Raw genomic sequence first — 20272 nt, 5'->3', positions numbered from 1 at the left:
TTCCAGCAATCCATTCTCGCCCCGACTCCGAATTGGTTGATATATCACTGCACCGACATTTCGGAGGACACAACGAATGCTAGAGACACTGTTTATCGGGTTTACCGGTGGCCTTATCACGGGAATTTCCCCGTGCATCCTGCCGGTTCTACCCCTCGTCGTCGCGGTCAGCGGCGGCTCGCGCCGGCGGCCTTGGCAGGTAGTAGGTGGGCTGGTCACCAGCTTCACCCTCGTGACGCTTTTCGCCACTACGGTACTCAACGCCCTGCATCTGCCCGCCGACATCGTGTGGAAGGTGGGCGTCGTCTTACTCATCCTCGTGGGCCTCGGCATGATTTTCCCCAAGGTGCAAGAAATACTCGAATGGCCCTTCCAGAAACTGCCACACGCCGGCGGGCTGCAAGCCAAGGCGCGCGATAAGGGAGGATTCGCCGTGGGCCTGGCCATGGGCGTCATCTTCGTCCCCTGCGCCGGGCCGGTCCTCGCGACGATTTCCGTCGCCGGGGCTACCGGCCAGATCGACGCCCATATCCTTGTGCTCTGCCTGTCCTTCGCGGCTGGCGTCGCCATCCCTCTTCTTGCCTTCGCCCTTGGCGGCAACGAGGCCGGCAAACGCGTTGACGCTTTCCGAAGCCACCAACGCCCCCTCCGCATCACCGCCGGCATCTTGGTCATCGCCATGGCGATTGCCATTGCCGCAGGCGTGCCGACGTGGCTGCAAAAGAAGCTGCCGAGTGTGGAGTGGAAGGGGGAGACATCGACAAGCGCGGAGGGCACACCCGTACCCGAGTTCCAGGGCCTGACCGGGTGGTTTAATACCGACGAGCCCGTAGATCCCCGCACAAATGGGAAGGTAACGCTCATCGACTTCTGGGCCTATGCCTGCATCAACTGCCAGCGCAACAACGAGCACATCACCAAAATCTACGACCACTACAAGGACTTTGGATTCGAGGTCGTGGGAATCCACGCGCCCGAGTACGCCTTCGAGCGCGAGGCCGCCAACGTCCGCAAGGCCGCCAAGGAGCAAGGCATCAATTATCCGGTCGCCCAAGATAACGACTTCGCCACGTGGAAGGCATTCGACAACCACTACTGGCCGGCGCACTACTTAGTAGACAGCAACGGCACGGTGCGCGAAACCCACCACGGCGAGGGCGATTACGCCGCCACCGAGCGCCACATTCGCGAGCTTTTGCTCGAGCGCGACCCCGGCGTTGCGCTACCCGAGCCGTTGGAAGGAAGCGATTACACAGGGGCGTCTGAGCGCAATCCGGAAACCTACCTGGGCACGGACCGGGCTCGCTATTTCGACAACAACGGTTACCGCCCCGGAACCCACGATTTTGAGCTCGGCGAGCCGAAACGCCAGTATTCGCTGGGTGGGACGTGGACGCTGGAGGACCAGCCCATTACTGCGGGCAACAACGCGCGGCTTCGCCTGAACTATCACGCCGCATGGGTGCAGTTGGTGGTCTCCGGGAAAGGCACCGTTACCCTGCACCGCGCACACGGCGATACCGAGGAATTTCCCGTCCACGAGGATGGCACGATTGACCTGGTCAAGGGAGAGGAGATGTCGGAAACCATCGAGCTCGAGGTCAGCGAAGGGCTAAAGCTTTACTCGTTTACCTTCGGTTAAGCTGGGGCGTATGGAATTTAGTCTGCTTGGCCACGCCTGCGTCGCCGTCGAGGCACCAGGCGGGCGCATCCTTATCGATCCCGGAACAATGACGCCGACTATCCCCGATGCCGATGCGGTGCTCATTACCCACGCGCATGCGGATCACCTAGACCCAGACCGGCTTCCCGATGCCCCACTCTGGGCACCTGCCGAAGCCTGCGAACAACTGGGGCGCGGTACCGCGGTTACACCGGGCGAGACCATCACCGTCGCCGGCCTCGACATCGAGGTACTCGGCGGCCAACACGCGCCGATCCACCCGAATATTCCGCGCCCGGTCAACGTGGGCTACCTCTTGGGCGGCCTGCTCCACCCCGGCGATCAGTACATCGATCATTCGGCCGAGGTTTTGCTCCTGCCCATTGCCGGGCCGTGGGTAAAGGCTGCTGAGGCGGCCGATTACGCCCAGCGCGTGGGCGCCGCAGCCACGGTTCCCATCCACGACGCCGTGCTTTCTGATGTCGGCCGCACCGCCTTCGACACCATGCTCACCAATGCTGGAGTGCCGGGCTATAGGCGGCTCGCGCAGGGTAAGAAGTTTACCGCTTAGTCTATTTTTATTCTCGGACTATACTGCGGTTTCGGCGCTGGGTGCTGTACGTTACATACCGCTTGGTCTAGTCTTGCGTGGCATGACGACGAAATACGATAACTCCAACGCAGACTGGTCCTTTGCCACTCGCTCCGTTCATGCAGGCCAAAACCTCGACGGCGCGCACAACTCCCGCAACGTGCCGATTTACCAAACCACCTCGTATGTCTTTAATGACGCCGAGCACGCGGCTAACCGCTTTAATCTCTCCGATGCAGGCCCCATCTACACCCGCCTGACCAACCCAACGCAGGATGCGCTGGAAGAGCGCCTGGCCTCCCTTGAAGGCGGCGTGGCCGCCGTAGCCTTTGCCTCCGGCCAGGCCGCAGAGACTGCGGCCATTTTCAACCTCGCCTCGGCAGGCGATCACATCGTTACCTCCCCGCGCCTCTACGGCGGCACCTCCACGCTTTTTACCGTCACACTCAAGCGGCTTGGCATCGACGTCACCCTCGTAGAAAACCCGGACGATCCCCAATCCTGGCAGGACGCCGTGCAGCCCAATACCAAGGCCTTTTACGGCGAGACCTTTGGCAACCCGGTAGCCGATGTCCTCGACATCCCGGCCATCGCCGAGGTCGCCCACACTAACCAGGTCCCGCTCATCGTGGATAACACCATCGCCACCGCGGCGCTGGCCCGCCCGCTCGACTTGGGCGCGGACATCGTCGTGGTCTCGACCACGAAGTTCTACACCGGCAACGGTTCCGCGGTGGGCGGCGCGATTATTGACGGCGGCTCCTTCGACTGGACCGTCGAGCGCGACGGCAAGCCAGTATTCCCCTACTTCGTCACCCCGGACGAGGCCTACCACGGCCTGAAGTACGCCGACCTCGGCGCCCCCGCCTTCGCGCTCAAGGCCCGCGCCGGCCTGCTGCGCGATACCGGCGCCGCCATTTCCCCGTTCAATGCATGGCTGACGCTCAATGGCATTGAGACGGTAGGGCTGCGCATCGACAAGCACAATGCCAACGCCCAGGCCGTGGCCGAGTACCTAGAAGGCCACGCCAAGGTGACGAAGGTCAACTACGCCGGCCTGGATTCCTCGCCGTATAAGAAGGTCAAGGAGAAGCTGGGCTATTCCTACACCGGCTCCGTGCTGTCTTTCGACATCAAGGGCGGGCGCGAGGAAGCATGGGCGTTTATCGATGCCTTAAAGCTCCACTCCAACCTCGCCAATATCGGCGATACCCGCTCGCTCGCGGTTCACCCGGCAACCACCACTCACTCGCAGTCCGACGATGCCGCCCTGGCCGCGGCGGGCATTGCACAGTCCACCATTCGTTTGTCCGTGGGCATTGAAGATATCAACGACATCATTGCTGACCTCGAACTGGGATTTAACGCGCTGGCATGAGCTGTATAAGTATCGGCGATTTTCACACCGAAGCAGGCGCCACGCTTTCCGATGCCCACATCGCCTACCACCGCTTCGGCCATTTCCTCGGCGATCCGCACGGCGGGAATAACGTCATCCTGGTGGAACACGCGCTGACCGGCAACGCTGATGTGGCCGAATGGTGGTGCGATCTCATTGGCCCCGGCAAAGCGCTGGATACGACGAAGTGGTGCGTAATCGCCATGAACGCACTCGGTGGCTGCAATGGCTCCACTGGCCCCTCTTCCCCGCATGCGGATGGCCGCCGTTGGGGATCCCGCTTTCCGGCGCTATCTATTCGCGATTTGGTAGCCGCAGAGAAAAAGGCGCTGGAAGAGCTGGGGATAACGCGCGTGCATGCGATCATCGGCGGTTCCATGGGTGGCGCGCGCACCTTGGAATGGACGCTGATGTATCCCGAGGCTGTCGATGCCGCGTGCGTTATCGCCGTCTCCGCGCGCGCCTCCGCGTGGCAGATTGGTATCCAGTCGGCACAGATTTCCGCGATTGAACGCGATCCCTTCTGGCACGGCGGCGACTATTATTCCTCCTCTCAGCGCCCCCGCGAGGGCCTGGCGGCAGCGCGGCGCATCGCGCACTTGACGTATCGCGGCGAGCAGGAAATCGATGAGCGCTTTGGTGTTCAGGCCCAAACCGGCGAAGAGCCGTTGGGGCCCTATCGCCGGCACGACCAGCGCTTCGCCGTGAACTCGTACCTGGATTACCAGGGCTCGAAGCTGGCGGATCACTTCGATGCCGGTTCCTACGTCACGCTTACCGAGGCCCTCAACCGCCACGACATCGGCCGCGGCCGCGGCGGCCTGAACCGCGCGCTCGGTTCTTCACAGGTGCCGACCATGGTCGTGGGCGTCGACACGGACATCCTTTATCCGTATCACCAGCAGGAACACCTCTCGCGCAACCTGGGCAACCTGCTGGCCATGGCGAAGGTAGTCTCACCTGTTGGCCACGATGCATTCCTCACGGAATCGCGCCAGATGGACCGCATCCTGCGCAACTTCCTCACCCTGTCCCAACCGCACCCACTGGACGTGGACAGCACCATCGACTACGCCATCTAGCCATCCCCACCTGCGCACGGACACTCGGCCCGAGACACAACTTCTTGCGGTTGCCGAGTGCTCCGGGCAAGGCTGGAACAAGCAGCGTGCAGGTGGCGGGCAGTTCGGAGCGGCATGCGGTGGTGGGTGGTTCGGCGCGACTGGGATGAGCAGCGTGCAGGTGGCGGGCAGTTCGGAGCGGCATGCGGTGGCGGGTGGTTCGGCACGACGGGTATGAGCAGCGCGCGGGTGGCCATCGCGCTGGCATGCCTTGGCGCATGGCTTGTCGTCGCGGGGTCCGCGCGGCGTGCCGGGTGGCAAGGATACTTATACAAGGATCGCCGAAGCGGCGCAGGGTTTAACTGCGCTGGCTTCGGCGATGTTTTTTATCGGGCCCAGGGCGGGCGCCACACGATACCTTCATGTGGGCGGCGCTCTAGGCGCCCACGACGGGGCGGGGCATTGGGGTCATCGTCGTTGACGGCATTGTGATACTTGCAGGCGATGGTCAGGTTCTCAGCATTGGTCTCGCCGCCGAGCAGCCACGGTTGCAGGTGGTGAACCTGGCATTCATCGGCAGGAATATGACAATCGGGCCACGGGCACACCGGATTTTCCGCCATCGCCATCTGCCGCTGTTTCCAGGTGGCGAGCCGGCGCGTGTGGTACAGGTTCACGGGGCCGGTAACGGGGTGGATGAGGGTGATGAGGCCGGCATCGGCAAGCGCGCGCTCGGCTAGCTGCGCCCCGGTGATGGTGGCGCCGTTGGTTAGCTGCAGGGTGACGTCCTCGCCGTGGGTAACCTTCACCATGTCATCCAAGGTCAGGACCACGTTCGTGGTGATGGTGGAGGTGGCCGCGCCCTCTGCAAATACCCGGCGCGCATCGTCCACCGTAGAGACGTGGTTATTAATCTCGGCTACCAGCTCAGATTCCGCGGTAATGGTCAGCGTCCACAGGTCATCGGTGCGGCGGGTGAGCCGGACGCCCTCCGCGCGCTTTTGGGTGCGTTCTTCTTTGACGCGGCGGCGGGCGCGCTTTTCTATCTCGCTGGTAGAAACGTTGAGCCGGCACAACTCCTCGCGCAGGGCCCACGCCGCGCGCTGGGTCTTCAGCTTCTGCGCGTGCACCTCAATGATTTTCAGCGCATCGAGCGGGAGCGCGGTGGTACGGGCGGCGCGCTGCTTTGCGCTAAACGATGTCCTGCCAAAATACGTATCCGCCAACCGCGCAAATTCCGCGGCCTCTTTGTCGCTGAAACCGCGGTCTACCAATTCGGCTTCGGATAGCCCAGCGCACTCCCCGATGAGCGCCATCGGGGAGTTAATCGCTGCGAGGTAATCCGAAATCATGGCCCCGAGCCTAAACCGCGGGTAGCGGAGGGCGCGAGGCCAAGAGTGCTGCGGCTGTGGATAACCACGCGACACGCCGCAGATTGGTGATACTGAAACAATCACCTGTGGATAACTAGCTGCCCAGCGCGTCCACGGAGTAGGCGAGAAAGGCCATCAGCGCACCGATGACGCCGGTAAACGTGGCATCGAAGCGGCGCGAGCGCACCGCCAGCACGCCGACGCGGCTCGAATCGCACGTCAGGCGCACCACCGTCAGCCACAGCAGCGCAAGCCCGAGCAAGAAGGTGGCCCTGCGCCAATACTCGAAAATGGCATAGCCGCCGGACAAGGCCACCCCGGCGATGAAGAGCCCGATGGCCACCCACTGCACGGAGGCGGGCAGCGGGGACGGTGCCAGGTGCGCGTCGTGGGGGTTGTCTAAATTCACGCCAGCTTTTCCGCGCGCTCAACGATGTTGCGTACCAAAAAGGCGCGCGTGAGCGGTCCGACGCCGCCTGGATTGGGCGAGACGTATCCGGCCTTATCCCAGCAGTCGGGGGCGATATCGCCGGTGAGCTTGCCGTCGACGCGGGACACGCCGACATCGAGAAGCGCGGCGCCTTCTTTAATCATGTCCGCAGTGAGCATGTGCGGCTGACCGGCGGCGGCGATGACGATATCGGCTTCACGGGTTTCGGCGGCAAGATCCTTCGTGCCGGTGTGGCACAGGGTGACGGTAGAGTTCTCGCTGCGGCGGGTCAGCATCAGGCCAATGGGGCGACCGACGGTCACGCCGCGGCCGATGACGACGGCCTTAGCGCCGTTCAGCTCCACGCCGAAGCGGCGCAGCAGGTGCAGGCAGCCATTCGGGGTGCACGGCAGCGGGGCTTCCTCGTTAAGCACGAGCTTGCCCAGATTGACCGGGTGGAGGCCATCGGCGTCTTTTTCGGGATCGATGCGCTCGAGAATGGCGTTCTCATCCAAGTGCTTGGGCAGCGGGAGCTGGACGATGTAGCCGGTGCAGGCGTCATCGGCATTGAGCTCATCGATGACCGCCTCGAGCTCTTCCTGCGAAATATCCGCCGGCAGGTCCTTGCGGATGGAATTAATACCTAACTTTTCGCAATCGCGGTGCTTCATCTTTACATAGGACTGGGAGCCTGGGTCCTCGCCCACCAGAACGGTGGCCAGGCCAGGGGTTATCCCCTTGTCTTTCAGGGCGGCCACGCGCTCGGCGAGGTCCGCAAAAATCTCGTCACGGTACAAGGTGCCATCTAGTTTGGTAGCGCTCATAGCCCCCATCCTAGACTGAAGGCATGAGCCAGCTGCACATCGTCTTTGACAATCCCGTCATTCCCACCAATACCGGCAATGCCATTCGCACCGCGGCGGTGACGGGCGCGAGCCTACACCTGATTGAGCCGCTGGGGTTTAACTTTGACGATAAGCACCTAAAGCGCGCCGGGCTGGACTATCACGACCTGGCGGATGTGCAGATTCATAAGGATTTCGACGCGTGCATGGAGGCGCTGCCCGGCGCGCGCGTTTTCGCGTTTACCACGCATACGGATAAGTGGTTTACAGACGTGGAGTACCAAGACGGCGACGTGCTGCTCTTTGGCACGGAGCCGACCGGTCTGCCGGATGAACACGTCAACCATCCGCGCATCACCGATCAGGTGCGCATTCCGATGGTCCCGGCTAGGCGCTCGATGAACCTCTCCAACTCCGCATCAACCGCGGTCTTTGAGGCCTGGCGCCAGCTGGGGTTTAAGGGAGCGGTGTAAGTTCTGGCAGGTCGCGGGAACGCAGGCGGTTAAGGAGGGCGTGGGCATCGGCAAGCGCGAGGTTGCGCGCCGCCATCTTCACGGGCCCCTGCACGAGGTCGAGCTCCACCGTGGCTAGGCCGAATAGCTGGGAAATCGGGCCGCGGCGCAGGGTGAGTTCCTGGATGTGGCGCAGCTCGATGGCTTGGACGCGGCGGTTGAAGCGGCCGGCGCGCACGATGACGTAGTCGCCGGCCAGCGCGACGGTTTGCTGCCGGTAATCGATGGGCGAGACCCATTTGGCGCGCGCGGGCGAGGCGTAGGTCGGGGCGGCATCGGCGGGCAGGAATTGCCGGGCTTGCTCGCGCTTGCCGACGGGCACGATCCGCGTCGATCCCGATCCCTCGCCGCTCGCCGTGCCACCGTAGCCGGCGACCGACACGCGCGTTTCGTACCAGTCGAAGGGGCGCCATAGGAAGGGCTGGGTGACCTGGACGGCGTGGATGCGCTCGAGGCGGATGTTTTGGCGGCGGCGATCGGCAAGGCCGTAGGTGATATTGAGTACGCCATCCTCAAGGCTGGCGGTATAGCGCCATGAGGAGTCAATCACGTTCCAGGCGCGCGGGACAGTAGCCAAAAGGATGGGCAGCGTGATGGTCAGGGACATCGGCGTGACCACGAGGAAGACAAGGGCCGCAAGCAGGACGATCGTGGACGCGTGCAAGGCGGCCGCGGCCAGGGAACGCGCGATGGGGATTTCGGGAATGAGGGTGTCGTTTTCTTCCTCTGCCTGCTGTTCCCGCGACTCGCCGCGGACGCGGGAAAGGATTTCGGCGCGCAGGGATTCGGCCTCGGCCTTTTTCAGGTATGCGATCTCGATGGCCGAGGATTGCCCGCCGGCGGTTTCCACGCGCACGGCCGCGAGCCGGAAGAGGCGGGCGATGACGGGCTCGACGACGTCTACAGCCTGCGTGCGGTCATAGCGCGCGGTGCGCAGCTGCGTAGAAAAAAGACCCTGGCGCAGGGAGAGTTCCTCCTCGCCCAGCTGGTAGCCCATCTGGCGCCACCATACGCCGGAGACTAGCCACACCACAAAGCACACGGCAGCGAAACCAGCCAACGCCATGCTGATATCGCGCAGGGCCTGCGTGCGGTTGTCACCAGTGACAAAGGCAAAGATGCTGCGCAGCGCTTCCATATTAACGTTCAAGGCAAAGGCCGCGATGACGGCCAGGATGACCGACCACAGGCGCAGCAGCGGGGTCAAACGGTGGACGCGTTGGTAGTTCGGTGGAGCACTCATAGGCCGCTCATCCGTTCGCGGGCGTGGTCGGCAAGGCGGGTACGCAGGGCATCGGCAAGCGGGGCTTCCAAGCCCTTAATGGTGGCGTCCGTCGTTGCGGAGGCAGTGTGCAGTTGCAGCTCCTTGAGCCCGAAAACGCGCTCGAGGGGGCCGGCGGTCACGTCGACGAACTGGATGCGGCCGTAGGGCACGACGGTAAAGGTGTGCCAGAGCTTGCCGCGGGTAATGAGCAGCTCATCGTCGGTTTCGCACCAGCCCATGCGGCGCACTTGGGCCGGAATGAGCCAGATCAGCCAGAAAAAGAGGACGGCGAAGAGCCCCGCCGCCCAGTAGAACCACGTAGTCCACCAGTACCCTGCCGCTGCGGCCGCCGCGGCGAAGATGCTCGTCCAGCCCAGGTGGCGGATATAGCGCACGTTGATCAAACGCGGCGAGACGGGGTTCATTTCTTCGCTCATAGCTACTGACAGTAGCAATCGGACTCGTACCCTTGTGCAACTTATCGTTATTCGATATTATCGAATTACGACAACATCGAAAGTCGATAAGAAATCGGCGGAAAGGCTTGTCATGACCACCCCACAGCCCACCTCCCAAGCTGAGCGCCGCGAAATTAACGCTGCGGCCGCCCTCTGCCTGTTCACCATTGCCATCCTCGGCCCCACCTACCTGCGCGACCTTGCCACCGGACACTTTTCCACCGCGCTGAGTGCGGCCATCCCGGAAGGCCTAAGCAAGCACAACCTCGACGGCGGGCCATTCTGGATGCTCACTGCGGGGCTCGTCGTCAAGATTGCAGGAATCTTGATTATCGCGTTCTTTGCCTATCGTTTGGTGAAACCAATGCTTCGTGGGCAGGTTTTCAACACGAAAAACATCCGCTTCCTTAATGGAATGACCTTTGGGATTCTCGTCTGGTTTATCGGACGCTTCCCACTCGAAGGTATGGGCAATAACTGGGCTTCCTCGCAGCTCGACATTGACTGGTGGGCCAACCAGAGCGGTTCCTCATTAGGCGAGCTTGCGCTGCCCTACCTTTTTGTCTGCACCCTCCAGCTCTTCTCAGTTGCCATCAAGCGCGGCAGCAAGCTCGAAGAGGAGGTCGAAGGCCTTGTCTGAGGAGCAAGAACCCCAGGTGATCTGCCACCTCGACCGGATAATGGAAGAGCGCGGTATTACCGGAGCGGCACTCGCCAAAGAGGTAGGTATCACGCCAGTTAACCTGTCCGTCCTGAAGAATAATCGCGCCAAGGCCGTGCGCTTTAACACCCTTGCGGCACTGTGTACGGCGTTGGACTGCCAGCCGGGCGATATCTTCGAAGTGGAATAGAAAACCTTGTCATTATGTTGGCCTTATGCAGTACTTTGACCTATGTCCACGGAAATCTATAGGAAGAATTCCTAATGGCTGACTAACTCACCGCAGGCGCTTAGTACTAGCCGGCGATGTTTTCTCGGCCTAGCCACCGCTTTTGGGCTTCGATGCGGAGAAAACTAGCGGAAATCGCGGGAGCCGCGCGAGAGGAAATCGCCAAAATCCAGCGGCTCGAGCTTGTCTGCAACCACGCTTACCACGCCGGTGGCATTTTGCACGATGCCGCGGATGATAAGGGCGCGGGCGGTGCGGGCGAGCACCTTCTGCCGGGACCACAGCCCGGGCGAGACCATCACATTCATCAGGCCGGTTTCGTCCTCCACGCCCAAAAAGGTCAGGCCGGAGGCGGTGCGCGGGCGCTGGCGGTGCGTAATGATGCCGGCGATGCGCACGCGGGTGCCATCGGGGACGTGGGGAAGGTGGGAGGAAGGCAGGACATCGCCAAGCGCGGCCCTGACTAACTCCATAGGCTGCTTATCGTGGGTGACGCCGGTGGCGGCGACATCGGTAGCCATCAGCTCGAAGGCCGACATGCCGGGCAGGTGCGGCGAGGCGAGCGCAGACGTGCCAGGCAACATGCCCTCGCGCTCGGTGGCGGCGACGCCAGCCTGCCAAAGCGCTTGGCGGCGTTCCAACCCCAAGCACTCCAGCGCCCCCGCCGTGGCCAGCGCCTCCACCTGCTCCACGCTGAGATCCGCGCGGCGCGACAGATCGGAGACGCTACTAAAGGGCGCGGCGGCCTCCACGCACTCGGCGGCCTTATCCCCCAGACCCTTGATGAGGTTGAGGCCCAAGCGAATCTCGCCGGTAGGCAGCGCCGTGGCCTGCGCGCCGGACTCGTTGATGCTCAGCGGCAGCACGCGCACCCCGTGGCGCCGGGCGTCCTGAATGAGAGATTGCGGCGAATAAAAGCCCATGGGCTGCGCGCGCAGCAAGCCCACACAAAACTCCGCGGGATAGTGGTGTTTAAACCAGGCGGAAAAATACACCAACGAAGCAAAAGACTGCGAGTGCGATTCCGGGAAACCATAGGCGGCAAAGGCGGTAATCTTGGCCCACAGCTTCTCCGCGACCTCGCCCTCGATGCCGTTGGTCACGCGCAGGCCCTCATAAAAGCGGCTGCGCAGCGCGGCCATCTTGGCGGGCGAGCGCTTCGAGCCCATGGCCCGGCGCAGGTCATCGGCCTCCGCGCCAGTAAAACCTGCGGCATCGACCGCAATCTGCATCAGCTGCTCTTGAAAAAGCGGGATGCCCAAGGTCTTGCCCAGCGATTTCTCCAGCACCGGGTGGTCATAGGTCACGGGCTCGAGGCCATCGCGCCGGCGCAGGTAGGGGTGCACGGAACCGCCTTGGATGGGGCCGGGGCGGATGAGCGCGACCTCCACCACGAGGTCGAAGAAGCAGCGCGGTTTGAGCCGCGGCAGCGTGGCCAGCTGCGCGCGGGACTCCACTTGGAAGACACCGACGGCATCGGCGCGGCAGAGCATGTCGTAGACCGCGGGCTCGGCCAGGTCGAGCTCCCACAGGCGCACCTCGCGGCCGGTGGTGGCACGCACGGCATCGATCATGTGGTGCAGCGCTTCCAGCATGCCGAGACCCAGCAGGTCGAATTTCACCAGCCCGGCGGCGGCGCAATCGTCCTTATCCCACTGCAGCACGGAGCGGTTTTCCATGCGGGCCCATTCCATCGGCACCACGTCCGCGATCGGCCGGTCACATAAGACCATGCCGCCGGAGTGGATGCCGAGGTGGCGCGGTTGGTCGAGGAATTGCTCGGCGAGTAAGGAGACATCGGCAGGCGGCTCGGCTATGCCCTTCGACCACGCATCGGCCGAACCCTGCGGGTAACCCAGCGCGCGGGCGGCGTCGCGGGTAGCCCCCTTGCGGCGGTAGGTAATGACGTTGGCTACCTGCGCGGCGCGGTCGCGACCGTGGGTGCGATAGACGTACTGGATGACCTCCTCGCGCCGGCCGGATTCGATGTCGATGTCGATATCGGGCGGGCCATCGCGATCCGGCGACAAGAAGCGCTCGAAGAGCAGCTGCGCGGAAATGGGCTCGGCGTTGGTAATGCCCAGCGCGAAACAGACGGCGGAATTGGCTGCCGAGCCGCGCCCCTGGCAGAGGATATTTTCCTGGCGGCAAAAATCCACCAGGTCGCAGACGATGAGGAAGTAGCCCGGAAAGCCCAGCTGCTTGATGATGCCCAGCTCGTGCCGCATCTGCTTTTTCGCCTTGGCCTGTATTTCGGGCGGGCGCGAGGCGTAGCGCTTTTTACCGCGCCGCCACACCTCGTGTTCGAGCCAGCTCATCTCGGTATGCCCCTCCGGCACGACAAAGTCCGGCAGGTTAGGCGCGAGGGCACCCCAGGTAAAGGAGCATTCCCGGGCAAGGCGCACGGTTTCGGCGATAAGCTCGGGCCGGCCCGGAAGCAACTGGGCCATCTGCTCGCCGGAGCGCATCCAGCCTGCGCCCATCGGGTGGGTATCCGGTGCGGCTTCCTCTAAGGATTGACGGTGCGCCAAGGCGCGTTTAGCGGCGGCGAGCCGTACCTGGTCGCGCGTTGCTGCCGCAGGTCGAGCGGTTGCGATGGCGCGGAGATTATTGTACTTATCCAGGAAACTGTGGTGATCCGCATCTTCGGGAGACATTGTGCACGCATATTCGAGAACTATGCTGTCTATTTTTATTCTTTCGAGAACGTGATCGATTTTTTGTATAGCCTCCCACCCCAGCAGGAAAAAGCACTCCCCTTCTAGCTCGCGCGCCACGGCGTCTAGGGGCGGGTACGCGACACTCCCCTTCTCCCCGGCATCCATCCGCGCGCGGGCGATAAGGCGCGAGAGGCGGCGGTAGCCTTCCGGGGTGCGCGCCAACACGGTCACCGGGGCTTCCGCAAGGGAAAGCTCCGCGCCGTATATGGCCGGAAGTCCGGCCTTAGCTGCGGCTTCCGCGAATTTCATCAGGCCGTAGAAGCCATCCCGATCCACAACGGCCAACCCCTCGAGGCCAAGCTCTAGGGCGCGGGCGACCAGTTCTTCCGGCTCGGCGGCACCGTCGAGAAAGCTATAAGAGCTTACCGCGTGCAGCTCCGCAAAGGGCACGGCGGAGTGCCCACGCTGGACAGACTCATCGCCGCCACCGAGGTGATGTACGGCGACGGGCGCGGCAGTGTCCTTGCCGGATAGTATCCTTTCTAAACGCGACCACGGCAGCGCCTTTCCACCATTAAATTTCACCCTTCACAGGGTAATGTCGAATTGGTGTTCTATACAACCCGGCGCGATGAGATGTGTTCAATAGACAAAGCGGTTCGCTTATTGCTAGATTGCTAAACGGTCAATTTATTTCAACTCCTACATGTAAGGGGACCTCATGCAGATTCGTCGCGCAGCGGCCGCTACCGCCGCCGTTACCGTCGCCGCCACCAGCCTCGTGGCCTGCTCCTCCGACGCAGATGATGACAAGACCATCACCGTTGGCACCACCGATGATGCAAAGCAGGCCTGGGTTGCCTTTGAGCAAGAAGCCAAGGACGCCGGCTACGACATCGACATCAAGTCCTTCTCGGATTACAACACCCCGAACCAGGCCCTAAACCAGGGCGAGCTGGATACCAACAACTTCCAGCACCTGAAGTTCCTGGCTGAGTACAACCACGGCAACGGCACCAACCTGGTGCCCATCGTCGCCACCGAAATCGTGCCGCTGGCGCTGTTCTGGAAGGGCCACGACTCCCTCGACGGCATCGAGGGCGAAGAAGTTGCCATTCCGAATGACTCCACCAACCAGGGCCGCGCCATCAACGTGCTGGTCCAGGCTGGCCTTATCACCTTGAAGAAGGACGGGCTTATCACCCCGACCCCGCTGGACATCGATGAGAAGAAGTCCAAGGTCAAGGTCGTGCCGGTCGATGCAGCCCAGACCCCATCCGCACACGGCGAGGGCACCCCGGCGATTATCAATAACTCCTTCCTGGAGCGCGCCGGCATCGACCCGGCCACCGCCGTCTTCCAGGATGATCCGAACTCCGAAGAGGCAGAGCCTTATATCAACGTCTTCGCCGTTCGCGAGGAAGACGCCGATAACGAGGACATCAAGAAGCTCGCCGAGCTCTGGCACTCCGATGCGGTACAAAAGGGCGTCGACGAGGACTCCGCAGGTACCTCCGTCGAGGTCGAGCGCACCCCAGAAGAACTCCAGGAAATCCTGGACAAGCTCGAAGCAGATTTGGACTAATCACCCTTGCCTTCTACCCCGCCGGTTTTCACCCCGGCGGGGTTTGGCACTTCCTCACTAAGGACGCAACCCGTGGCAGATTCCACCCAGAACGGCACTCGCATTGAGTTCCGCAATATCACCAAGGTCTTCCAGCAGAAAAAGGCCAAGGTCAAAGCTCTTGACGATGTCTCCTTGACCGTCGATTCCGGCGAAATCATCGGCATCATCGGCTACTCCGGCGCCGGCAAATCCACCCTGGTCCGCATGATCAACGGCCTGGATACGCCCACCTCCGGCGAGCTGCTGCTCGATGGCCAGAATATCGTCGGCATGTCCGAAAAGAAGCTGCGCGGCATCCGCCGCAATATCGGCATGATCTTCCAGCAGTTTAACCTCATGAACTCCCGCACTGCGGCGGGCAATATTGAGTACCCGCTGCAGCTGCAGGGCATCGGCAAGCGCGAGCGCCAACAGCGCGTGCAGGAGCTGCTGGATTTCGTTGGCCTGGGAGATAAGGGAAAAAGCTACCCTGAGCAGCTTTCCGGCGGCCAGAAGCAGCGCGTGGGCATCGCGCGCGCCCTGGCCACGAATCCGTCGCTGCTGCTTGCCGATGAAGCCACGTCCGCCCTCGACCCCACCACCACGCAGGAGGTCCTCGACCTGCTGCGCCGGGTAAATAAGGAGCTCGGCATCACCATCGTGGTCATCACCCACGAAATGGAGGTCGTGCGCTCCATCGCGGATAAGGTTGCGGTGATGGAAAATGGCCACGTCGTGGAACAAGGCAGCGTCTACCAGGTCTTTTCCAATCCCCAGACCGCCGTGGCCGCCAAGTTCGTCGCCACCTCGCTGCGCAATGAGCCCGACGTGGTGGAAACCGATGACCTGCTCGCCCACGAAGGCCGCCTGTTTACCATCAACCTGACCGAGGAATCCGGCTTTTTCGGCGCCGCGGCCAAGCTGAAGGATGCGGGCGTATCCATCGCCGTCGTCCACGGCGGCATTACCACCTTGCAGCAGCACTCCTTTGGCAAGCTCACCGTGCGCTTGAGCGGCAACGACGCCGCCATCGAAGAGTTCTACCGCGCCCTATCTGCCACCACTCAAATTGAGGAGATTGAACGATGAACGTCAACTATCTCGCCGCCGCCGACTGGGACCGCTTGGGCGGATCGCTTGTCGATGCCATCGTCGACACCCTCATCATGGTCTCGACCACCCTCGTCGTCGCCGGCATTCTGGGCCTGGGGCTCGGTATTTTGCTCTACACCGCCCGCCCGGGCGGCATCCTGCAAAATAAGGCCGTCTACCTGGTGGTCAACCTGCTGGTGAATTTCGTTCGCCCCATCCCGTTTATTATTTTGCTGGCGTTTGCGCAGCCGCTCACCGTCGCCGTGATGGGCGGATCCATCGGCCGCGAACCGGCCACCTTCGTGATGGTCATCGCCGCCACGTTCTCCGTGGCGCGCGTGGTGGAACAAAACCTCGTGGCCATCGACCCCGGCGTTATCGAGGCCGCCCGCGCCATGGGCGCTTCGCCGTGGAAGATCATTACCTCCGTGATTATCCCGGAGGCCCTCGGCCCGCTGATTCTGGGCTATACCTTCCTGTTTATCGCCATCGTAGACATGTCCGCCATGGCCGGCTACGTCGGCGGCGGCGGACTGGGTGACTTTGCCATCGTCTACGGCTACCGCGCCTTCGAGTGGGAAGTCACCGTCGTGGCCACGCTTATCATCATCGTGCTGGTGCAGGCCGCGCAGTTCTTTGGCAACTGGCTCTCCTCCAAGGTTATGCGCCGCTAATAAGCTCCACGCCCGTGGCCACAAGCGCCTTGCCGGTCTTGGGCGCGTCGCCGCAGGACGAGACCACTCCTTCCACGGCGCGCTGCTCGAGCGTCACGCTCCACCGCCGGCCATCGGCATGCGTGACCACGGGGCCCTGCTTTTCGTCTTCTGCGTGGAGCTGACCGTAGTAGAGGTCCTCGGAGGCATCGATAAGCTCGCGCGCTACCGCCAACTCCGCCACCTGGCCGCGCGGGCCGAAGATGCCGCGCCCGCGATTGACCGGGTAGAAATACTTTCCTTGCGCCGCCGCCGCAATCATCTGCGCGGCGGCTTCTTTATTCATCCGGCCAAAGGAATAGGCCCACGGCATGAGCATGACCGAGGGCGCGAAGCGGTGCCCCTTCGTGTGCGAGGTCTCCCACACCATATCCGGGTAATCCTCCACCAGCTCCGCGGCGAGCGGCCGGCCCTTCACGGCGCAGCACTTATCGCGCTTAGCGTGGGTACACACCAAAACCAGCGGCGTATCGAGGGATCCTCCCCCGTTGCGACCCGGCGCAGTGAGATCCAGGTCCAGGATCTTTTCCGGACCGGTCAAAAGGACCAATTCCATCACGCCCTGCTCGGCCCACACCAGGTAGCACCGGTGCATGGTGCCGATCTGGCGGCCATCGCGGCCAGGGCGGCGAATCAATTGCAGCCCGACCTGGCCCTTGAGTTTTTTCTTCAGCTGGGCCGTAAGCTCCGGGCCAAAAGTATCGCCATCAAGCACGTCGCGCGACCAGCCGCCGGGCCACTCGAAGAGGACAAACACGGATTCTTTTTTCGCCGTGCCGGGCAGCGGTTCCACCTGGTAATCTGAACAGAAATCGGTCATGTATCCTAGCCTATCCCGTCTGCAACTCAGCTCACATATTTGGCAACAATTCGGTCAAGATCTGGCCCCAATGCTAGGCAGCAATTACTGGAAATTATACTCTAGTGGTCATGTATAAAGCCCGCCTCTCGCTCCTGCTTGCCGCCGCAGCCTTCCTCACCGGCTGCAGCACCGAATCAGCGGATGACACCACCATGGCGGCCTCTGTGGGAAACTCGCACATCAACCCGCTGGGTGAGGCGGATATGAGCATGAAAACGCTGCGCCCCGAGGCCCCTTCGCAGCTCGTGGTGACCAAGGTGCGCGTGGGCCAGCACGATGGTTTTGAGCGCGCCGTCTTCGAGCTCGAGGGCGAAGGCTCCCCGGGCTGGTTCGTGGATTACGCCGATAATCCCAAGCAGCAAGGCTCTGGCCAACCCATTAACTATTCCGGTGATACCGCGCTCAATGTCAATATCGATGGCGTGGTCTATCCGTTTGAGGCAGGCATCGACGAGCCGCGCATTGGCATCGTCGAGGCACCTGCCGGCGGCGTTATTACCCAAGTGGTCAACGGCCGCACCTATGAGGGCCGCAGCCAGTTTGTCATCGGCATGAACCAGCGCAAGCCTTATTCCGTACAGGTGCTAGAAAATCCCACGCGCCTCGTGGTAGATATTCGCTCCTAATACGTCGCTTCCACGCGCCAGCGCCCCTCTGCCCACACCAAGAGCCAGGCGCGCTGGCGCTGTTCCCGCTCAGCCTGGCCCACAATTTGTAGCCGCGCCGCATGCTGTGGTTTTTCGGTCCACCACTGCGTATCCACCGGCCACGGGCCAGCCCAGCCGATAACGCGGTAGCGGTGCGCGCCCCACCCGAGCGCCACGGGCACAGAGGATAGGAGGGCCTCGGCGGTGACGATGACGTCCCGCGCGGCGGCATCGATAAGCCGAATGCGCGCGGCCGGGTGGTTCGGCCCGCCGCCTAGGCGCGCGGGAAGCGGTGCGGAAATCCTGCCCGGCCAGCTGCCCTGCGGCGTGGCATCGCGCTGCTCCCCATAGGGCACGTACTCGATGCGCTCGGCCACCCCACGGCCACCGGCGGCCCGCGGCTGCAAGACGCGGTCTATGCCCAGCTGCGATTGCACGCGCGAAATCACCCGCTTGACCTGTTCCTGTGAGGCATCCCCGCCCCAGAGGCCATCGGCCTGCGGCTTGGCCACCTCCACCGGCTCGAGCACCAGCCGCACGATCGCGGCGCCGTCCTTGCCGCTCGAGCGCGCCGCCGTAAGCCACCCATCCAGCTGCCAGCGCACCCGGTCCGCGGTCGCTTGCTCCGTCAACGCCTCGTGCGTGCGCCATACCCGGGCCACGGTTTCACCAGTGGCCAGCTCCGCCACCACGCGCAGGCGCACGCACACCACTTCCGCCTCCGCCAACCGCGCGTGCAACTGCGCGGCCAATTGCCTGGCCACGAATGCCGCCGCATCCACGCGCTCGATGGATTGCTCGCTGCTCACGGACAGATCGGGCCGCGCCATTTCCGGGGACACCCGCCGGTCCGCCCGCGCGTGCGCCACCTCGTGCGCGCGTTTGCCCTGCTGCCCAAACCGGGTAACCACCTGCTTAAATGGCAGCGCCGCCACATCACCTAACCGGCGCACGCCCAATTTCTGCAGCTGGGCCACAAATTCCGCAGAAAACCCCAGCGCAGCCTCCTCGGCTAAGACGCCCACGGGCTGGGCGGTCAAGAAATCCCGGGACCCGCCCTCCGGCACCACCGCGCCTACCCCGCGGTGCCGAGCCGCGATGATGGCCGTGGCGATCTCGTCTGCCACGCCGAGGGTGGAATCAAAACCGGCGTGCGCGGTGGCATCGGCAAGCATCTCCAGCGCCTCCGGCCCGTGATAGCGCAGCGCCGCCCCCGCGTCCACGATGGCCAGGCCGGGCCGCAGCACCTCCACGGACGAGGCCACGGCGTCCAAGCCCGCCGCAATCTCCGCGAAGGCCGCGCCGTCCCTATCCGGGTTCGCCTCCACCACCTTTACCTCAGGGCAAATCGCCTGGGCCTGTCGCAGGCGCATCCCACGCCGAATGCCCGCCCGGCGCGCCGCGCTATCGCACACCAGCACCGCATGATTGCGCGCGATCAGCACCGGCCCCGCCTGCCCAACCGCCTGGATGGGCCAATCCGGAAACCACACCGCGGCCACCCTCATACGGCCTCCAACCTGCGGGCTTCGCCCATGGTGAGGCTCCCGCGCGCCGTGCCCTTTTTCGAGTCCACCGCAAGATCGATATCCACGCCGCGGATGCGCCCGCTGCCCTTGCCGATGCCCCGATACGTACTCACCTCCGCCCCAATGCGCACCGCGGTGCCCGGCAGCCGCGCGCCCACGGTCAGCACCGCAGCCTGCCCGCCGCGGATCTTCGCCCACACCGGCCGCGCCTTGGCCGGGCTCAGCTCGCCGGGCGGGCCATGGTGGACGATAAGGTCCATGCCCTCTGCCAGCACACTGGTTACCGCCCATGACTCCAGGCCCGGATCGGGGACGGTGACCACGTTGTTAAGCTGCCCCATTTCGGAAACTTGTGCGAGAGAAAGATCCGGCCACCCCACTATCCCCACATGGCCCCCGCGGGCCGTAAGATGGCAGATAAGCTCCACCACGAGCGCGGGACACTCCGCACACGAGACCACCTTCCGCCGAGCGAGCCCACCTGCGGGAAGTAGCCGCGCCAGCTGGGGAACGGTATCTACCAGCTCGTCTTCATCCTCCTGCTCCATCGCCTGCATGCGGGCGCGCAGCACCGCAACGCGGTCGGACCTCTCCAGCCCCGCTACCGCTTTTTCCAGGCGAACGTTCGTTTGACTCACCCACACAGTATGAACCCTCAACCGGACACATGCAACTG

At 63.2% G+C, this 20272-nt stretch carries 20 protein-coding genes; 11 read left to right on the top strand and 9 right to left on the bottom strand.

All coding sequences use genetic code 11. The annotated features are described in order from the left end of the window. The first annotated feature begins 76 nt into the window (after positions 1 to 76). From ACP8IT_RS02660 to metX, 4 genes are all read left to right on the top strand, one after another. Positions 77 to 1642: a redoxin domain-containing protein gene (locus tag ACP8IT_RS02660; RefSeq protein WP_490290340.1), complete on the top strand. Its 1566-nt coding sequence runs from the start codon at positions 77 to 79 to the stop codon at positions 1640 to 1642. Between the two features lie 10 nt (positions 1643 to 1652). Next, entirely contained in the window at positions 1653 to 2234 is a 582-nt protein-coding gene (locus tag ACP8IT_RS02655) for an MBL fold metallo-hydrolase (protein WP_284608922.1), read from the top strand. A gap of 82 nt (positions 2235 to 2316) precedes the next feature. After that, positions 2317 to 3633, top strand: a complete 1317-nt coding sequence (locus ACP8IT_RS02650; protein ID WP_490290339.1) for an O-acetylhomoserine/O-acetylserine sulfhydrylase — start codon at positions 2317 to 2319, stop codon at positions 3631 to 3633. Continuing rightward, positions 3630 to 4736 carry a homoserine O-acetyltransferase MetX gene (metX, locus tag ACP8IT_RS02645; RefSeq protein ID WP_490290338.1) on the top strand — a complete coding sequence of 369 codons (1107 nt, stop codon included), beginning with the start codon at positions 3630 to 3632 and terminating at the stop codon, positions 4734 to 4736. The genes ACP8IT_RS02650 and metX overlap by 4 nt, the downstream gene beginning before the upstream one ends. A gap of 365 nt (positions 4737 to 5101) precedes the next feature. Here the strand turns inward: metX and ACP8IT_RS02640 are convergent, their stop codons facing one another. The 3 genes from ACP8IT_RS02640 to ACP8IT_RS02630 all read right to left on the bottom strand — a co-directional run bounded on the left by ACP8IT_RS02640 (position 5102) and on the right by ACP8IT_RS02630 (position 7342). Next, complete coding sequence (locus ACP8IT_RS02640) at positions 5102 to 6067, bottom strand: HNH endonuclease signature motif containing protein (RefSeq protein ID WP_490290337.1); 966 nt, start codon at positions 6065 to 6067, stop codon at positions 5102 to 5104. A 115-nt stretch (positions 6068 to 6182) separates the two neighbouring features. After that, on the bottom strand, positions 6183 to 6497 hold the full coding sequence (locus tag ACP8IT_RS02635; protein WP_023030162.1) for a DUF3017 domain-containing protein: 315 nt from the start codon (positions 6495 to 6497) through the stop codon (positions 6183 to 6185). Next, entirely contained in the window at positions 6494 to 7342 is an 849-nt protein-coding gene (locus ACP8IT_RS02630) for a bifunctional methylenetetrahydrofolate dehydrogenase/methenyltetrahydrofolate cyclohydrolase (RefSeq protein WP_284636312.1), read from the bottom strand. The genes ACP8IT_RS02635 and ACP8IT_RS02630 overlap by 4 nt, the downstream gene beginning before the upstream one ends. 23 nt (positions 7343 to 7365) lie before the next feature. Here ACP8IT_RS02630 and ACP8IT_RS02625 point away from each other — a divergent pair, with 23 nt between their 5' ends. Continuing rightward, positions 7366 to 7836: a tRNA (cytidine(34)-2'-O)-methyltransferase gene (locus ACP8IT_RS02625; protein WP_005277253.1), complete on the top strand. Its 471-nt coding sequence runs from the start codon at positions 7366 to 7368 to the stop codon at positions 7834 to 7836. On the opposite strand, the gene ACP8IT_RS02620 is transcribed toward ACP8IT_RS02625, so the two are convergent. Both ACP8IT_RS02620 and ACP8IT_RS02615 read right to left on the bottom strand, forming a co-directional pair. Beyond that, the gene (locus tag ACP8IT_RS02620; RefSeq protein ID WP_284636311.1) at positions 7820 to 9118 is read right to left on the bottom strand and encodes a PH domain-containing protein; all 1299 of its coding nucleotides are present in this window, start codon (positions 9116 to 9118) and stop codon (positions 7820 to 7822) included. The two genes, ACP8IT_RS02625 and ACP8IT_RS02620, sit on opposite strands and share 17 nt — an antisense overlap. Beyond that, positions 9115 to 9576 (bottom strand): PH domain-containing protein, encoded by a 462-nt coding sequence (locus ACP8IT_RS02615; protein WP_284636310.1) that lies wholly within the window; start codon positions 9574 to 9576, stop codon positions 9115 to 9117. Before ACP8IT_RS02615 ends, ACP8IT_RS02620 begins: the two co-directional genes overlap by 4 nt. Before the next feature lie 112 nt (positions 9577 to 9688). On the opposite strand from ACP8IT_RS02615, the gene ACP8IT_RS02610 reads away from it, so the two are divergent. Beyond that, positions 9689 to 10237 (top strand): hypothetical protein, encoded by a 549-nt coding sequence (locus ACP8IT_RS02610; protein WP_278722801.1) that lies wholly within the window; start codon positions 9689 to 9691, stop codon positions 10235 to 10237. Next, entirely contained in the window at positions 10230 to 10448 is a 219-nt protein-coding gene (locus tag ACP8IT_RS02605; RefSeq protein WP_023025311.1) for a helix-turn-helix domain-containing protein, read from the top strand. Before ACP8IT_RS02610 ends, ACP8IT_RS02605 begins: the two co-directional genes overlap by 8 nt. 164 nt (positions 10449 to 10612) lie before the next feature. On the opposite strand, the gene ACP8IT_RS02600 is transcribed toward ACP8IT_RS02605, so the two are convergent. Next, positions 10613 to 13732 (bottom strand): error-prone DNA polymerase, encoded by a 3120-nt coding sequence (locus tag ACP8IT_RS02600; protein ID WP_490290336.1) that lies wholly within the window; start codon positions 13730 to 13732, stop codon positions 10613 to 10615. Positions 13733 to 13868: 136 nt separating this feature from the next. Between ACP8IT_RS02600 and ACP8IT_RS02595 the strand changes: the two genes are divergently transcribed. The 3 genes from ACP8IT_RS02595 (at position 13869) to ACP8IT_RS02585 (ending at position 16519) form a co-directional block, all read left to right on the top strand. Beyond that, the gene (locus ACP8IT_RS02595; protein WP_023016795.1) at positions 13869 to 14732 is read left to right on the top strand and encodes a MetQ/NlpA family ABC transporter substrate-binding protein; all 864 of its coding nucleotides are present in this window, start codon (positions 13869 to 13871) and stop codon (positions 14730 to 14732) included. Positions 14733 to 14804: 72 nt separating this feature from the next. Then, a complete protein-coding gene (locus tag ACP8IT_RS02590; protein ID WP_126318359.1) occupies positions 14805 to 15842 on the top strand; it encodes a methionine ABC transporter ATP-binding protein in 1038 nt (345 codons plus the stop codon). Beyond that, entirely contained in the window at positions 15839 to 16519 is a 681-nt protein-coding gene (locus ACP8IT_RS02585) for a methionine ABC transporter permease (RefSeq protein ID WP_005277229.1), read from the top strand. Before ACP8IT_RS02590 ends, ACP8IT_RS02585 begins: the two co-directional genes overlap by 4 nt. On the opposite strand, the gene ACP8IT_RS02580 is transcribed toward ACP8IT_RS02585, so the two are convergent. Continuing rightward, the gene (locus ACP8IT_RS02580) at positions 16506 to 17378 is read right to left on the bottom strand and encodes a sucrase ferredoxin (RefSeq protein ID WP_490290335.1); all 873 of its coding nucleotides are present in this window, start codon (positions 17376 to 17378) and stop codon (positions 16506 to 16508) included. The genes ACP8IT_RS02585 and ACP8IT_RS02580 overlap by 14 nt on opposite strands. 110 nt (positions 17379 to 17488) lie before the next feature. On the opposite strand from ACP8IT_RS02580, the gene ACP8IT_RS02575 reads away from it, so the two are divergent. Further along, on the top strand, positions 17489 to 18046 hold the full coding sequence (locus ACP8IT_RS02575; protein ID WP_023016792.1) for an AMIN-like domain-containing (lipo)protein: 558 nt from the start codon (positions 17489 to 17491) through the stop codon (positions 18044 to 18046). Here the strand turns inward: ACP8IT_RS02575 and ACP8IT_RS02570 are convergent. After that, positions 18043 to 19575, bottom strand: coding sequence for a DNA polymerase Y family protein (locus ACP8IT_RS02570; RefSeq protein WP_490290334.1), 1533 nt, complete (start codon positions 19573 to 19575; stop codon positions 18043 to 18045). The two genes, ACP8IT_RS02575 and ACP8IT_RS02570, sit on opposite strands and share 4 nt — an antisense overlap. Then, positions 19572 to 20240, bottom strand: coding sequence for a hypothetical protein (locus ACP8IT_RS02565; RefSeq protein WP_126318350.1), 669 nt, complete (start codon positions 20238 to 20240; stop codon positions 19572 to 19574). The genes ACP8IT_RS02570 and ACP8IT_RS02565 overlap by 4 nt, the downstream gene beginning before the upstream one ends. Between the last annotated feature and the right edge of the window lie 32 nt (positions 20241 to 20272).

The organism is Corynebacterium sp. LaCa_23 (genome assembly GCF_058182375.1).
Note: the sequence above shows the minus strand (reverse complement) of the source record. Positions and strands in the feature narration are given on the sequence as shown.